Annotated in this window: 13 protein-coding genes; 2 read left to right on the top strand and 11 right to left on the bottom strand. The window is 60.2% G+C overall.

Annotated elements, in window-relative coordinates:
* Positions 1-43 precede the first annotated feature (43 nt).
* The 10 genes from GKZ68_RS17225 to pdhA form a co-directional block, all read right to left on the bottom strand.
* A complete protein-coding gene (locus GKZ68_RS17225) occupies positions 44-2173 on the bottom strand; it encodes a SurA N-terminal domain-containing protein (protein ID WP_173116946.1) in 2130 nt (709 codons plus the stop codon).
* A gap of 114 nt (positions 2174-2287) precedes the next feature.
* The gene (locus GKZ68_RS17220; protein WP_173116944.1) at positions 2288-2542 is read right to left on the bottom strand and encodes a hypothetical protein; all 255 of its coding nucleotides are present in this window, start codon (positions 2540-2542) and stop codon (positions 2288-2290) included.
* Positions 2543-2553: 11 nt separating this feature from the next.
* Positions 2554-3126, bottom strand: coding sequence for an LPS export ABC transporter periplasmic protein LptC (lptC, locus tag GKZ68_RS17215; protein ID WP_173116942.1), 573 nt, complete (start codon positions 3124-3126; stop codon positions 2554-2556).
* Between the two features lie 2 nt (positions 3127-3128).
* Entirely contained in the window at positions 3129-4457 is a 1329-nt protein-coding gene (locus tag GKZ68_RS17210; protein ID WP_173116940.1) for a hypothetical protein, read from the bottom strand.
* Positions 4444-5202, bottom strand: coding sequence for a type III pantothenate kinase (locus GKZ68_RS17205; protein ID WP_173116938.1), 759 nt, complete (start codon positions 5200-5202; stop codon positions 4444-4446). The genes GKZ68_RS17210 and GKZ68_RS17205 overlap by 14 nt, the downstream gene beginning before the upstream one ends.
* Positions 5203-5298: 96 nt before the next feature.
* Positions 5299-7269 carry a pseudouridine synthase gene (locus GKZ68_RS17200; RefSeq protein ID WP_173116936.1) on the bottom strand — a complete coding sequence of 657 codons (1971 nt, stop codon included), beginning with the start codon at positions 7267-7269 and terminating at the stop codon, positions 5299-5301.
* A 165-nt stretch (positions 7270-7434) separates the two neighbouring features.
* The gene (locus tag GKZ68_RS17195; protein WP_157563949.1) at positions 7435-7818 is read right to left on the bottom strand and encodes a TraR/DksA C4-type zinc finger protein; all 384 of its coding nucleotides are present in this window, start codon (positions 7816-7818) and stop codon (positions 7435-7437) included.
* A 187-nt stretch (positions 7819-8005) separates the two neighbouring features.
* Positions 8006-8482, bottom strand: coding sequence for a 6,7-dimethyl-8-ribityllumazine synthase (ribH, locus tag GKZ68_RS17190; protein WP_173116934.1), 477 nt, complete (start codon positions 8480-8482; stop codon positions 8006-8008).
* Positions 8483-8634: 152 nt separating this feature from the next.
* Entirely contained in the window at positions 8635-9399 is a 765-nt protein-coding gene (locus tag GKZ68_RS17185; protein WP_254244051.1) for a tol-pal system YbgF family protein, read from the bottom strand.
* 94 nt (positions 9400-9493) lie between these two features.
* The gene (gene pdhA / locus GKZ68_RS17180) at positions 9494-10675 is read right to left on the bottom strand and encodes a pyruvate dehydrogenase (acetyl-transferring) E1 component subunit alpha (RefSeq protein WP_173116932.1); all 1182 of its coding nucleotides are present in this window, start codon (positions 10673-10675) and stop codon (positions 9494-9496) included.
* Positions 10676-10751: 76 nt separating this feature from the next.
* Here pdhA and GKZ68_RS17175 point away from each other — a divergent pair, with 76 nt between their 5' ends.
* Both GKZ68_RS17175 and GKZ68_RS17170 read left to right on the top strand, forming a co-directional pair.
* Positions 10752-11879: a DNA replication/repair protein RecF gene (locus tag GKZ68_RS17175; RefSeq protein ID WP_173116930.1), complete on the top strand. Its 1128-nt coding sequence runs from the start codon at positions 10752-10754 to the stop codon at positions 11877-11879.
* A gap of 95 nt (positions 11880-11974) precedes the next feature.
* A complete protein-coding gene (locus GKZ68_RS17170) occupies positions 11975-12292 on the top strand; it encodes a DUF721 domain-containing protein (protein WP_173116928.1) in 318 nt (105 codons plus the stop codon).
* A 494-nt stretch (positions 12293-12786) separates the two neighbouring features.
* Here GKZ68_RS17170 and GKZ68_RS17165 read toward each other — a convergent pair whose 3' ends face one another.
* Positions 12787-13173: a helix-turn-helix domain-containing protein gene (locus GKZ68_RS17165; RefSeq protein WP_173116926.1), complete on the bottom strand. Its 387-nt coding sequence runs from the start codon at positions 13171-13173 to the stop codon at positions 12787-12789.
* Positions 13174-13198 lie beyond the last annotated feature (25 nt).

The following is a 13198-nucleotide window of genomic DNA, read 5'->3' as shown; positions in this document are numbered from 1 at the left end:
CTGCTCCACAGGAGCAGCCTTTTCTCGTTTCGGCGCTAGGGTCCTAGAAGAACTTCGAGCGGTTGTCTTTCACCTTGGCCTGGCCCTTAATGGCTTCGTAGATGAGACCATCCTGGCGCTGCTGGCGCTGCTGCGTTAGCTGCTGGCGCACTACTTTCACGTCGCTCGGCGTGGCCGGGAACAGCGTGGTGGCCTCTACCACCAGCACGCCCTGCTCGCCCTGAATGGGCGCCGACTTCTGGCCCGGCTTCAGGGCGAAGGCGCGGCCCACGGCCTCGGGCTCAAAGCCCACGCTCGGGATGGTGCCCTGGGCCTGGGCTACGCCCTCGGCGTTTTGCACCACGGCGCCGGGGCCGGCCACCTTAGCCAGGTCATCGAGCGAGCCGGTTTTGCCGGCTAGCTTGGCCATAATCTGCTTGGCCTTAAGCTCGTTGCGCACGGCAGCGGTCAGCTCGGGCCGGATGCTTTCAATGGTGGCCGTGCCCTTGTCGCGCGAATCAGTTACGGCCGCAAGCACGTGCACGTCGCCGATGTCAAATTTGCGCACGTCACCTACTTTGGTGGCCGAGCCGCCGTCGGGGTTGAAGCCGAAGGCCCAGCGCACAATCTCGCGCGAGCCGGGCAGGTTGCCCACCGTTGGCGCATCGCGGGGCACGAATTTGGCTTCCTGCTTTTGCAGGGTCTTGTCTTTGGTGGGCAGGGCGCGGAAAGCATCGAGGCTGCTGGCATCGGCTTGCAGCTTTTCGGCGCGGGCGTAGGCGGCTTCGCGGGTAGCGTCGCTGGGCTGCACGGCCTTCACCACGGCGGCTACCTGGTAAGTCTGGTTGGTTTTGGGGGCCGTTACCTTCACGATGTGGTAGCCGAAGTTGGTTTCCACGAGGTTGGGCAGCAGGCCGGGGCTGGTAGCCGCAAACACGGCCTTGCTGAACGCCGGCACCATGCGGCCTTCCTCAAACCAGCCGAGGTCGCCGCCTTGCTCCTTGGTGCCATCGGTACCAAACTGCCGGGCCATCGTGGCGAAGTCGGCGCCGGCCTTGATTTTATTCAGAATATCCTGGGCCTGCTTTTTGGCGGCAGCGCGGGCCTCCGGCGTCATCTGGGCATCGGCCTTGATGAGAATGTGGCTAGCCCGGGCGGCGGGCTTGGTGCCGGCTTTGGCCCCGGTTACCTTATAGATAGCCAAGGTGTTGCCTTCCACGTAAGGGCCGTATACCTCTCCCACCTTCAGCGGCAGCTGCTTGCGGAGCTGCTCGGGCAGGTCGGCCGGCGAGAGGTAGTTGTGATTGTAGGGCTGGTCAGAGTTGGCGCGCACAAACAGCGAGTCGTTGGGCGCGGTGCGGAACTGCTGGGCTAGCCCGGCCACGCTCTGGCGCAGGGCGGCGCTGTCTTCCTTGGTGGCCGTTTCGGGCACCACGATGTACTCGATGCTGCGGCCATCTTCTACTTTATAGCGGGCCTTGTGGCGGTCGAGGTAGTCTTGCAGCTGGGCATCGGTGGGCTTGAAGGCCGAGTCCGACACGCTGGTGTAGGGCACGAACAGGTAGCGGAAATTCGCCTTCGAGTTCTGGGCCAGGTCAAATAGCTTCGCCTCGGCCGACGTCACGTACACCGAGTTTTTGAGCAGGGCGTTGTACTTGTTCACCGGCCGGTCGAAGTCGCGCAGACTGGTTTCGAAGTTGTGAAACGCGGCCTGGGCATCGGGCGGCAGCTTGTCGAGGTTCTTGAGGTAGTCGATGAGGCGGGCCCGGTCAAACTGTCCCGTTTTGGGGTCAGTGAAAGCCTGCTTGATGGCGGGGTTCGGGTTGTCGCCCTGCACCATGTCCACGGCCTCGTCGTCGCCCACGGCTAGCCCCAATTTATCGAGTTCGGGCTGAAAGGCCCGGCGATACAGCAGCTGGTTCCAGGTCTGGTCGCGCAGGTAGCCGGTGGCCTGCTCGTCGGGCTGGCGCCCTTGCTGGTTGGCGAAGTTCTGCTTGGCTTGCTCCAGGGCGGCGGTAAACTCGGGCAGCTCGATTTTCTGGCCATTCACCTCGCCCACTACGTTGCCATCGCGGCCAAAAAGGCGGTTCTTCCCTCCTATCAGGTCGCCGCCCACAATAAAGAGCAGCATCCCGACGGCGACGGCGCCCACGGCCACCCCCGACTTTTCCCGTATCGTGTTAATTAAAGCCATTACTAAATTCTAATACCGTGGCACGGAGCCAAAAAGAGGCGCAAAATAACCACGAATCGCCCGAACTTTCAAGCTGCTGGCTGGCTGGCTAGCCTCAAAGCGGCCCGGCTGAGCCTAGCGGCGCTTCTTATTTTTTCTGGCCGGCTTGTTTAGCTCGGCTACTTGCTTGGCCACCTCGATTTCTTTGGCGCGGCGGGCCTCCTGCTGCCGCCAGTAGTTGAGGGGCAGCCAGCAGGCTAGCGATATCATAAATATCCAATAATTGCGGCCCAGGTCCTGCTCCACAATGGTCTGGTACACGCCGATGACGAACGCCACCACGCCCAGCGAAAAGAGCACCGTGCGCAGCAAGGATTTGTCGAATTTCATGACTATCAAATTTACTTGCCCAGGCGCTGGGCCTCGGCCAGGCTAAAGACGCCCTTCGGCCGCAGAATGCCGTAGCGCGAAAAGTCCTGGTTGGCGGTGAGGCCGTAGCCGGTGAGCACTTCGGTAGGCGTTTGCACGCGCACAAACATGGCGCTGTCGGTATAGATTTTGCGCTGATTCTGGTTATAAAACAACTCCTCGGTATTGAGCGTCTGCTGCTCGGGCACGTTGGACACCTTCACCGCGCCGCGCAAAATGTAGAGCTGCTTGGCGTTGTCAAATTTAATCCACTTGGCAAAGATGGTATTAACTACCAGCTTGCCCGGCTTGTCGTAAAACGTGACGGTGGCATTTTTGGGGTAGAGCTTGTCGCCGTTTTCAAAAATCTGCTCGAGCGGCGCCGTGAGGCGCGCGTGCAGCCGGGCCGAGTCGCTGAGCAAGGTCACCACGTTCTCGGTTTCAAACATGGGCCCCTTGTAAAATATGCGCGGCGCCTCTTTGTCTTTGTTTTGGCAAGCAGTGGCTAGCCCCAGCAGCAGAGCGCCGATGGCAAGGCTGGCCCCAAACGGAGAGCGTCCGCGCATAATTACTGTAGCCGGCGCTTAATAAACCAGCGGTTGCTGAGGGTGGCGCCCACCTGCATCCGCACGTACTGCTCCTGCACGTTGCTGGTGCCGCCGTTGCCGTAGAGAAAGTCGGTATTGCCCCGCACCCCGTAGAGAAAGGCCAGGCTGATAACCGTCGACTCCAGGGGCGTGGCCGTGGGCAGCGGGAAAGAAAAGCCCCAGTGCACGGCGCGGTCGTAGAGGCGGTTGCCAAGCGGCGCGTAGGGCATTTGGGCCACGCTCAGGCCGGCGCGGTACGTCACGCGCTGGAAGTAATGGTCTACCGAGCCGGGGTCGGGCGTAAACTCGCCGCCGGTCGATACGCGCCAGGTATCGCTCAGGGCCGAGGTCGATACGATGCTGAACGTGCGAAACCTCGACCACTGCTGGTGCGCGGCATCCACGCTAAAGCTCCAGTTGCGGCCATTGTCGAGGCTGAGGCCGAGCTGGGTAAGGGCGGGCGTGGTGAGGTAGCCGTCGTCGCTGGCTAGCTGCACGGTGGTAGTGCCGGCAATCAGGGCCCCGTTGGCATCCTGCTGCTCGGTGGTGCGCTGGCGATTGGCCTTCAGGCTACCCTGGAAGGTTTCGACGGCGCCCAGGTTCAGGTTCAGGTCCTTGCCAAACTGGTGGCGGTAGTGCGCCGAAGCTTTGAACAGAAAGTCAGAATAGCGCAGCTGCTCATTATCAACTACCAGTTGCTGGACGCTGATGCCGGGGGCAACAATGGCCGTGGCGATGCTCTGCGTGATGGTGCCGAATAAGTAAGAAGCACTGCCGCCGATGTTGAAATCGCGCAGCACGTGAATACCCGTGGCCAGGTATGCCTCCGAGAGCCCGCCCGAGCCGTTGTAGCGTCGGTAGGCCTGCGAGGTAGGGTCGCCGTTGACCGAGCCGGTCGTGTTGGCCTGGTAATCGACTGTGCTGTACGGCTTGAGGCCTATGGCGGCTCCCCAGCGCTTATTGAGCGGCACGGCCAGGGCCAGATAGCCCAGCGTGCCCGTGCCCGAGCGGTTGGAGGCCGCCGCGTTGCGCACCGTTTTGACCTGCGCCGTGAAGGCCGCCTCCCAGGTGGTGCGCGGCGCATACACGAGCAAAGCTGGGTTTAACTCATTGACATTGCCGGTGTTAGGAGCAGCCAGGCCAGTGCCGCCCATGCCCAGCTGGCGCACCCCGCCGAAGTTGCCGTTAGCATCGCCCAGGCCAATGCGCGAGTACGGCGAATTGCCCAGCCCCTGCCCCAGCGCCGAGCCGGCAAGCAGAGTAGCAGCGGCCGTCAGCAGGGCCCCGGATAGTTTTTTAGTTGTCAACATTATAGCGTAAAATCTTATCCAGGCCCAGCAGCACCAGTTCCGGCACTACAAAGATACGGCTGCTGAGCGGGGCTAGCGCTGCTTGTAGGTACGGCGCGTCGCCGCCCGTGAGCAGCAGCCCCAGGCCAGGGTATACTTGCTCGTACTCGGCCACCAGCCCGCGCACCTCGGCGGCCGTGCCCCGCAGCACGCCGCTCAGCAGGCAAGAGGCCGTCGAGTCGCCGATTAGTTGCACCGCCTCGCCCACGGCGGGTAATTCCAGCAGCGGCAGCCGGCCCGTAAACGTGTGCAGCGCCTGCAAGCGCATGCGCAGCCCCGGCGCAATGCTGCCGCCGTGATAAGTGCCGTCGGCCGTCACGAGGTCCAGCTTTAGGGCGGTGCCCGCGTCGAGCACCAGCGTGGGCCGGCCGGGTCGCAGGCTAGCGGCAGCCACAGCCGCCGCCAGCCGGTCGGCGCCCAGCGTGTGGGGCGTGGCGTAGAGATTGCGCACCGGCACGGGCGTGTAGCCGGGTCGGAATGGCAGTATCTGCCGCAGGCCATCGGCCGCCGCCAAGGTGGCTAGCCAGGGCTGGGCGCCCGCCTCATCGGTTACCGACGACAGGATGGCCTGCGCCGGCCGCGTGCGCTGCCACAGCGCGGCTAGGTCGGCGGGCACGGCTAGCACCCCGCTTTCCGCCAAGCCCGCTGGCCCGAATACGCCGTACTTCAGCGCCGTATTGCCGAGGTCAAGGGCTAGCGTAGTCATTCAAAGAATTATTTTTCACAATCAACAATTGTCATTGCTTCGCTTTGCTCGCAATGACAATTGTTGATTGTAACGCCGCACGAAGCTGCTTGCTTTCTACAGGAAATATTTCAGCCGGATAACTTCCTGCTCGCTCAAAAAGCGCCATTTGCCGCGCGGCAGGTCCTTCTTGGTCAGGCCGGCATACTGCACGCGGTCGAGGGCTACCACGTCGTAGCCGAGGTGCTCGAAAATGCGGCGCACAATGCGGTTGCGGCCCACGTGCAGCTCGATGCCCACGAAGTGCGGGTTGCCGGCCACTACGGCCACATCATCTACCTCGGCTTTGCCATCTTCCAGTTCCAGGCCGGCCGCAATCTGGCCCAGGTGCTCGGCCGTGAGCGGCTTATCGAGTTCGGCCTGGTAGATTTTTTTGTTTTTGTGCGAGGGGTGCGAGAGCTTCTGAGCCACCTCACCATCGTTGGTGAAGAGCAGCAGGCCCGTGGTATTACGGTCGAGGCGGCCCACCGGAAAAATGCGCTCCTTCGAAGCCGTGGCCACCAGGCTCATTACCGTTTTGCGGCCCTCCGGGTCGTCGGTGGTGGTAAGGAAGTCCTTGGGCTTATTCAGCAGCACGTACACCAGCTTCTCGCGGTTGAGATTGGTTTTGCCGTACTGCACCGTGTCGGTGGGCTGCACTTTGTAGCCCATCTCGGTTACTACCTCGCCATTCACGCGAATTTCGCCGGCCGCAATCAGCGAGTCGGCCTCGCGGCGCGAGCAGATGCCGGCGTTGGCGATGTAGCGGTTCAGGCGCAGCTCTTCCGTGCCAAAATCCTCCTGATTGAGGCGGCGCTTATTGCCGCGCGTCTTGTCGTTCTCGTAGTGCTTAAGGTTTTTGTAGTCGGGCGCCTCCCCGGGCTTCTCACCAAATTTTGGCTTGTCGGCCCGGCCGTAGCCGGTGCTTGAGCGCGGGCCGCTCTCGGCAGCGCGCATGGCCTCGCGGCGCTCGCGGAAGGTACTACTGCTGGCGTTGGTGGGCCGCTCGCCGTAGCTGCGCGGCTTGCCAAAGGCACCTTCGGTGCGCTCGCGGCCGGCGGGGCGGTCGCTGCCGTAGCTGCGGCGCTCGCCGCTGTCGCCGCTAGCCGGCCGGCGGTCGCCGTAGCTGCTGCTACGGTCGTCGCCACCGGGGCGGGGTGTAAACTCGCGGCGAGCCGGGCGGTCGTCGCGGCCACCCGCAGGCCGGGGGCGCTGGCTAGCCCCACCCTCCTCAAACGAGCGACGCTCGTCGCGGCCAGTGTAGGCCGGGCGCGCAGTGGCTTCCCCCCCTGCGGGCGTGCCATCGGGGTTCTTCTTGATAAATTTGCGGTTGCGCTCCCCGGCCGTGCCGCGCGGCACCGTCGGCTTGCCTTCGTAGCGCACCGGCTGGCCCTGCCAGATGGGCTTGGGCGGATAAGCCGGGCGGTCGCCGCGGTCTTCCCGGCTGCGGGGCTCGCCGCCTTCGGCATTCTGCTCAAAGCGGCGGGGCCGGGCATCGCGGTCGCCTCCACCAAAGCTGCGCTTCTCGCCGTAGCCCGCACTGCCTCGGTCGCCGCCAAAGCTGCGCTTCTCGCCGTAGCCAGGCTTGCCGTCCCGGTCGCCCCCAAAGCTACGTTTTTCTCCGAAAGCTCCCGGCGTGCGCTCGCCCCCGAAGCTGCGCTTTTCCCCAAAAGCACCGGCATTACGCTCGCCGCCAAACGAGCGTTTCTCACCAAATGCTCCCGGCGTGCGCTCGCCGCCAAAGCTGCGCTTCTCGCCAAAGCCGCCGCGCTCCGGGCGGTCGCCCCCGCCAAAACTGCGCTTCTCGCCATAGCCAGGCTTGCCAGCGCTGCTACCATTGCCACCGGGGCGCCCGCCAAATTTGTTGCCGCCGCCCTGCCCAAACGTGGGGCGCGAAGGCGAATAGCCTTCGCCGCGCCCGTCGGGACGGCTGCCTTTATAGTTGCTGCCGCCGTTGCCGCCCCGCGGTGAATAGCCGCCGCGGTCGCTGCCGCCGCTAGCCCCGCCCCGCCGCGCCGGCTTATCGTCCGAAAAATGTTGCTTGCCCATCTGGTGTAATTATTTAATCTGAATGCTGGCTTATAGTCCCGCGCCGCCGGCGCTGGTGCGTGCTAGTGTCTGCCCGAGTGGCAGTCGGTAGAAAAAAAAGCCCGGACCCGCAAGCCGGCCGCCGAAGCGCCAGGTACGGGTCCGGGCCATGGGCCGTGGCAGCGCTTAGTCGCGCCGGGCCAGCTTGGCCTCAATCGAGTGCTGGGTGTGGGGCACGGCCCGCAGGCGCTCCTTCGGAATGAGCTTGCCCGTGCCGATGCACACGCCGTAGGTGCCGTTCTTAATGCGCAGCTGCGCATTCTCGAGCTGCTGAATGAACTTCATCTGGCGCGAGGCCAGCTGGTTCAGGCTTTCTTTCTCAGCCGTTTCGGCGCCGTCTTCCAGCACCTTCAGCGAAGCGGCCGTAGTGTCGGTGCCCGATTCGTTGTTGCGGGTCAGGGTTTCCTTGATAAAGGATAGCTCCTTACGGGCGGCCGTAAGTTTATCCTGAATAATCTGGTCAAACTCAGCTAAGTCTTCCCGCGAATAGCGGAGGTTTTCCTCAGTCATCGAAAAGCAAGTAAAAAAATAATAATAAGTCCCTTAGCCACAAAGCTTGGCCAACCCAACGCCCCGCCTAACTAAAAAGTTTGGCTTAGCTGTTGGCTTCGCCGTGGTAGCCATCGCTAGCATCCGGGTTTCGCGGGGCAAAGGTAATTAGTTTCAGCGGCTTTGCTTCGCTGGCTTCCTTATTGCTTCAGAATCCGAGCATTTGAATGGCTGCCACGGCGGCTTCCACGCCTTTGTTGCCATGGCGCCCACCGGCCCGGTCCCAGGCCTGCTCCAGGGTATTCGTCGTCACCAACCCAAATATCACGGGCTTATTATACTTAAGACCAACCGTAGTCAGCCCTTGGGCCACGGCGTGGCAGATGTAGTCGTCGTGCTTGGTATCGCCCTTGATTACCACGCCCAGGCAGATGATGGCGTCAATCTCTTCGTGCTGCGCCAGAAATTGCGCCCCCAGCGTGAGCTCAAAGCTACCGGGCACCGTGTTGCGAAAAATATTTTCCGCCTTCGCGCCGTGCTTCAGCAGGGTTTCGTAGGCCCCGGTGCTGAGCGTGTCGGTCAATTCGCGGTTCCATTCGGCCACTACCAGGCCGAAACGTTTTTCACTGATGTCAACAAAGCTGGTGCTGTCGTAAGCGCTGAGATTTTGGAGGGCGGTTGCCATATGGTTTCGGGTTTTGCGTAAGAATGAGCTAGCGGGGCCCGACCGAGCCGCCGCCGCAAGCGCAGTAGCCTGCGCACATTATTTGGTAAATAGCAACGGCGCTCTCCGCAGTAGGAAAGCGCCGTCGCTGGGTATCGATATCGAGGTAGCGTTTACTGAGCCAGCGCGGCCTTGCGCTGCCGGGCTTCGCTAGCCTCCGGCGAAGCTGCGTAGTCATTCAGGATGCGGTCGTAAGCCTTGAGAGCGCCGGCGTTATCCTTAGCCGTTTCCAGGGCAATACCCTGCTTGAGCACGTAGCCCGGCGAGAAGAAATCGTTGGCTTTGTGGTCGGCGGCCTTGGCGTACAACTCCGCGGCTTCCTTCGGCTGGTTCAGCTCCAGCTTGGCATCGCCCATGAGCGAGTAGGCCCGCGACTGCACGAGGTAGTCGTCGGCGCTGAACTTATCGAGCAGGTTGTAGGCATCCTGGTACTTGCCCTGCTTCAGCGCGGCCACGCCGGCGTAAAAATTGGCCAAGTTGCCGGCTTTAGTACCGCTATACTCGCTAGCCACCTTGGCTAGGCCAGGATGCTTGCCATCGCCTTTAGTTGCCTTATTCAGCGAGTCGGCCTCCCAGTAATTTACGGCCTTAAACATCGCATTCTGAGCCTGCGTGTTTTGCTCGGTGCGCCAGTAGTTGTACCCAAACGCACCGGCCACCACCGCTACCACCGCCACCAGTACCCCGAGCAGCAGGTTGCGATTGCGGCGCACAAAGTCCTCCGAGTCGGCCAGCCGGGCCGCCAGCGCATCGGGGTCTTCGAGCAGCGGGTTTGCGGTCACGTAGCTCTCTTCGGCCGGGGCTAGCGGGTCGGTCGATACGGGACGGACTGGCTGGCGGGCGCCCGGCGTTTTGCCGGTGTAAGGAATTTTAGACATTTGGATAGGTAGCGCGGCGGCGCGGCTGGTAGCCTAGCTGCGCCGCTGGAGGCCACCCGGCCGCAAAGGCAAGGGGCCGGGTTAAAAGATGAAACTAATCGTGAATATACGGGTAGTCGTTCTGCACGTACACGTCGTGGTAGAGCTCAGCGGCATCGGGGTAGGGCGAGTTTTCAGCAAAATCAACCGATTCCTGCACCTGGCCTTTGATGCGCTCATCGATGGCGGCTAGCTCCTCCTCAGTCGCCATGCTGTGCGTGAGGATGGTGTGGCGCACGGCCTCGATGGTATCGCGGTGGCGATACTCCTCCACTTCTTCTTTGGTGCGGTACTTGGCCGGGTCGCTCATCGAGTGGCCCTTGTAGCGGTAGGTTTTAAATTCGAGGAAGGTTGGGCCTTCGCCGTTGCGGGCGCGCTCGGCGGCGCGGGCCACGGCCTGGTGCACGTCTTCCACGTTCATAGCATTCACCGGCTCGTTGGGCATCTGGTAACCTTCGGCGATGATGTGTAGCTCCGTCACGTTAGACGAGCGCCCTACGGCTGTGCCCATGGCGTAGCCGTTGTTCTCCACCACAAAAATCACGGGCAATTTCCACAACATAGCCATATTAAAGGCTTCGTGCAGCGCGCCCTGGCGCACGGCACCGTCGCCCATGTAGCAAATGCAAAGCTTACCGGTCTTGTTGTACTTCTCGGCGAAGGCGATGCCGGCGCCCATCGGAATCTGGCCGCCCACAATGCCGTGGCCGCCCATAAACCCAACTTCTTTGTCAAACATGTGCATCGAGCCGCCTTTACCCTTCGAGCAGCCGGTAGCTTTGGCAAACAGCTCGGCCATAATGGCATTGGGCGAGGTACCCAGGGCTAACGGGTGGGCGTGGTCGCGGTAGGCCGTAATGTACTTGTCGCCTTTTTCCAAGGCCGACACCGCACCCGCTACGCAGGCCTCCTGGCCAATGTAGAGGTGGCAAAAGCCTTTAATTTTTTGCTGGCCATAGAGCTGGCCCGCCTTCTCCTCAAACTTGCGCATGAGCTGCATTTGCTCATACCAGGTCAGGTACGTCTCTTTCGGAAATTCGGGCTGGGCGGGCGAAGTAGCCACGGGCTCGGTGGCGGGGTTGCCGCCCTGGTGGGCATCGGGTAGCTCTTCGACTGCCGGCTGCGGGGCCGTTTCGACGCCCGTAGCTGTATCAACTACTTTTGCCGTTTCCTGGCCGTTGGCTTTGCTGCCGTTCGCGCCGGCCTTCGACGCATCCTTTACTTTCGACTCCGCCATAATTCGGGGTATATAATTTCGCGTTGGGAGGGCGAAATTACGTAATACCCGCCGTACTCTCACCCCCCCGCCCCGAATGACGCTCGACCAGCTCCACTTGCTGTTTTTTAAAAACTACGACGAAGCTAGCCTGGCTTTTAGCCCCGGCATCAATTGCTTTGTCGGCGACAACGGTAGTGGCAAAACTAATCTGCTCGATGCCATTCACTACCTGGCGCTTACCAAAAGCGCTTTCGCCGGCGCCGATGCGCAGAGCATCAAGCAAGGGGCCGATTTTTTCGTAGTAAAGGGCCGGTTTTCTACTCCCCAGCACGAGCGACCCGAAGCCATTCAGGTGAGTATGCGGGCGGGCCAGAAGAAAATTATTACCCACGATAAGCAGCCCTATGACCGACTAGCCGACCACATTGGCCGCTACCCAGCCGTGCTCATCTCGCCCTACGATACGGACCTTATCCGGCAGGGCAGTGAGGACCGGCGGCGTTATTTTGATAGTTTGCAGTCGCAGCTCGACCATGATTTTCTGGAGCTGCTCATTCAGTATAATGGTCTATTACGCCAACGCAATGCTACGCTCAAGCAAGGCGCAGGCAGCCACGGCTTTGATGCGCTGTACCTGCAAGCGCTCGACGACCAGTTAGCCCCGCTGGGTGAGAACTTATCGATACTACGCAGCACTTTTCTTGCGCAGTTTATCCCGGTCTTTCAGCGTCACTACGAGCAGCTAGCCGATGGGCGCGAGCAGGTAGCCGTTGAATATAAGAGCCAGTTGACGGGCCAGAATTTTCGCCACTTGCTACTCGCTAATGAGCGGCGCGACCTTATGTTGCAACGTAGTACTACCGGCCCTCATCGTGACGATTTCAACTTTCTCATGGATGGGCTGCCCGTCAAAAGCTATGCTTCGCAGGGACAGCAAAAGTCCTTTGCCATTGCGCTTAAGCTTGCGCAGTTTGAGCTACTGAGTAGCCGGGCACTGCCCGCCGGCCAGGCGCTAGCCAAGCCGCTGCTGCTACTTGATGATATTTTCGACCGCCTCGATGACAAGCGAATCACGCGGCTGCTCCAACTCGTCGCCGACCAGACGTTCGGCCAAGTCTTCTTGACCGATACCAACCTAGCGCGTACCGACCAGGCACTGGCGGGCGTTGGCAGTGCCATCCAGCGCTTCCAGGTGAGCGCGGGCCAAGTGATGCCAATCTGATTTTTGAACCCGGTTCTGCCTAGGCAAGGTGTACTTTTGAGGAAGCGAAAGCAGCCGTTTTATGGGATGCTCGCGCATTAGTTTAGCCTCCATTCGTGAAAAAACCCAGCCTATCCCCCACCGCCCGCCGCGCCGATATTATTCCGCTAAAAGAAGGATTAGAGGCTCTGGTGCGCGCTTATCGGCTCGGCGGCAAACTCAACGAGGTAACAATAGTAGCCAGCTGGGAACGCGTAATGGGCAAGGCCGTCGCGCTCAAAACCAAGGAGGTCTACGTGAGCAAGGGCAAGCTCTTTGTACGTCTCACTTCGGCGCCACTTAAGCACGAGCTAGTAATGGCTAAAACCAGGGTTCTTGAAATGCTGAACGCCGAGGTGGGAACGCAGGTAGTGACCGAGGTTGTTTTTCTATAAACCCTGCCGGGGCTGGTGCTTCCGCTATCAACTGCTGAAGCTAGACGATACTGAGGTTTTATAATTAGCGCATTGGAGGCAAGACGCCCCCATTTATGCCTTGTCTTTTAACCAGCCTACGCTGCTGCAGAGATGCAACTGATTGCGTTTCCACTCGCCGCATACTAACCCTTCCGGGTTCGCGCTGGTATCAAAATTTTATTATGCGCTGCTGACTTTCCGTTTGGCAGTTCGCAAAATCGGCGCACCTAGCGCCCGGTGGCTGGGTGGCTAGTACTGCCGATTATTCAGCTCATTTATGGCTGACTGAACTACCACGAAACTATCCGAATGGCAAGAAGCCCGTTTCTTTTGTCAGCGGCTTCAATCTTATTCGATGTAACACTTGCCTATCAGTAAGGCAGTCAAGTGCGTGCCGAAACGGGCCAATTTTCGTGCTACACTGAGGCTGGCACTGCGCCTTTGTCAAAAATGTTCCACGTGAAACATTTTTGTTACTTAGGACCGTACACTTTCAACAACAATTCATTGTACGCTTCAAGAAGGGCGATATACTTCGTTTGAAGAGCTAAAAGCTGTCCTTGCGCGTCAAAATCAGGCTTCTGAGTAGGTGTTACACGTGGTGTAATATTATTTGTAACAGCAGAACGGACATTTTGAGTTACAAAAGGCAGAGTTGATTGTTGAACAATTGTAAAGTCATGAGAAAAATCATGCCCGATAATTTGTCCGATATTTTTTACAAAATTGGAATCAAGTGTATCATCTTTGAATTTACGATAGATAGTCGGACGTGTAATACCAAGCTCTTCCACGATACGCGTGATGGAAATACCACTGTTTTTAATGGCTTCTTGCAGTATTTCGCCCTGATGAGGCATGTGTAGCTGGTGTTACAAGGTGATA

Origin of the sequence: Hymenobacter sp. BRD128, assembly GCF_013256625.1 — a bacterium.
Taxonomy (GTDB): Bacteria; Bacteroidota; Bacteroidia; order Cytophagales; family Hymenobacteraceae; genus Hymenobacter.
The sequence above is the reverse complement of the archived record's forward strand: the minus strand, read 5'-3'. Positions and strand labels throughout refer to the sequence as shown.

Bases quoted from the DNA above. Each gene is read 5' to 3' on its own strand.
- GKZ68_RS17225 (WP_173116946.1), bottom strand. From the start codon at position 2,173: ATGGCTTTAATTAACACGATACGGGAAAAGTCGGGGGTGGCCGTGGGC.
- GKZ68_RS17220 (WP_173116944.1), bottom strand. From the start codon at position 2,542: ATGAAATTCGACAAATCCTTGCTGCGCACGGTGCTCTTTTCGCTGGGC.
- lptC (WP_173116942.1), bottom strand. From the start codon at position 3,126: ATGCGCGGACGCTCTCCGTTTGGGGCCAGCCTTGCCATCGGCGCTCTG.
- GKZ68_RS17210 (WP_173116940.1), bottom strand. From the start codon at position 4,457: ATGTTGACAACTAAAAAACTATCCGGGGCCCTGCTGACGGCCGCTGCT.
- GKZ68_RS17205 (WP_173116938.1), bottom strand. From the start codon at position 5,202: ATGACTACGCTAGCCCTTGACCTCGGCAATACGGCGCTGAAGTACGGC.
- GKZ68_RS17200 (WP_173116936.1), bottom strand. From the start codon at position 7,269: ATGGGCAAGCAACATTTTTCGGACGATAAGCCGGCGCGGCGGGGCGGG.
- GKZ68_RS17195 (WP_157563949.1), bottom strand. From the start codon at position 7,818: ATGACTGAGGAAAACCTCCGCTATTCGCGGGAAGACTTAGCTGAGTTT.
- ribH (WP_173116934.1), bottom strand. From the start codon at position 8,482: ATGGCAACCGCCCTCCAAAATCTCAGCGCTTACGACAGCACCAGCTTT.
- GKZ68_RS17185 (WP_254244051.1), bottom strand. From the start codon at position 9,399: ATGTCTAAAATTCCTTACACCGGCAAAACGCCGGGCGCCCGCCAGCCA.
- pdhA (WP_173116932.1), bottom strand. From the start codon at position 10,675: ATGGCGGAGTCGAAAGTAAAGGATGCGTCGAAGGCCGGCGCGAACGGC.
- GKZ68_RS17175 (WP_173116930.1), top strand. From the start codon at position 10,752: ATGACGCTCGACCAGCTCCACTTGCTGTTTTTTAAAAACTACGACGAA.
- GKZ68_RS17165 (WP_173116926.1), bottom strand. From the start codon at position 13,173: ATGCCTCATCAGGGCGAAATACTGCAAGAAGCCATTAAAAACAGTGGT.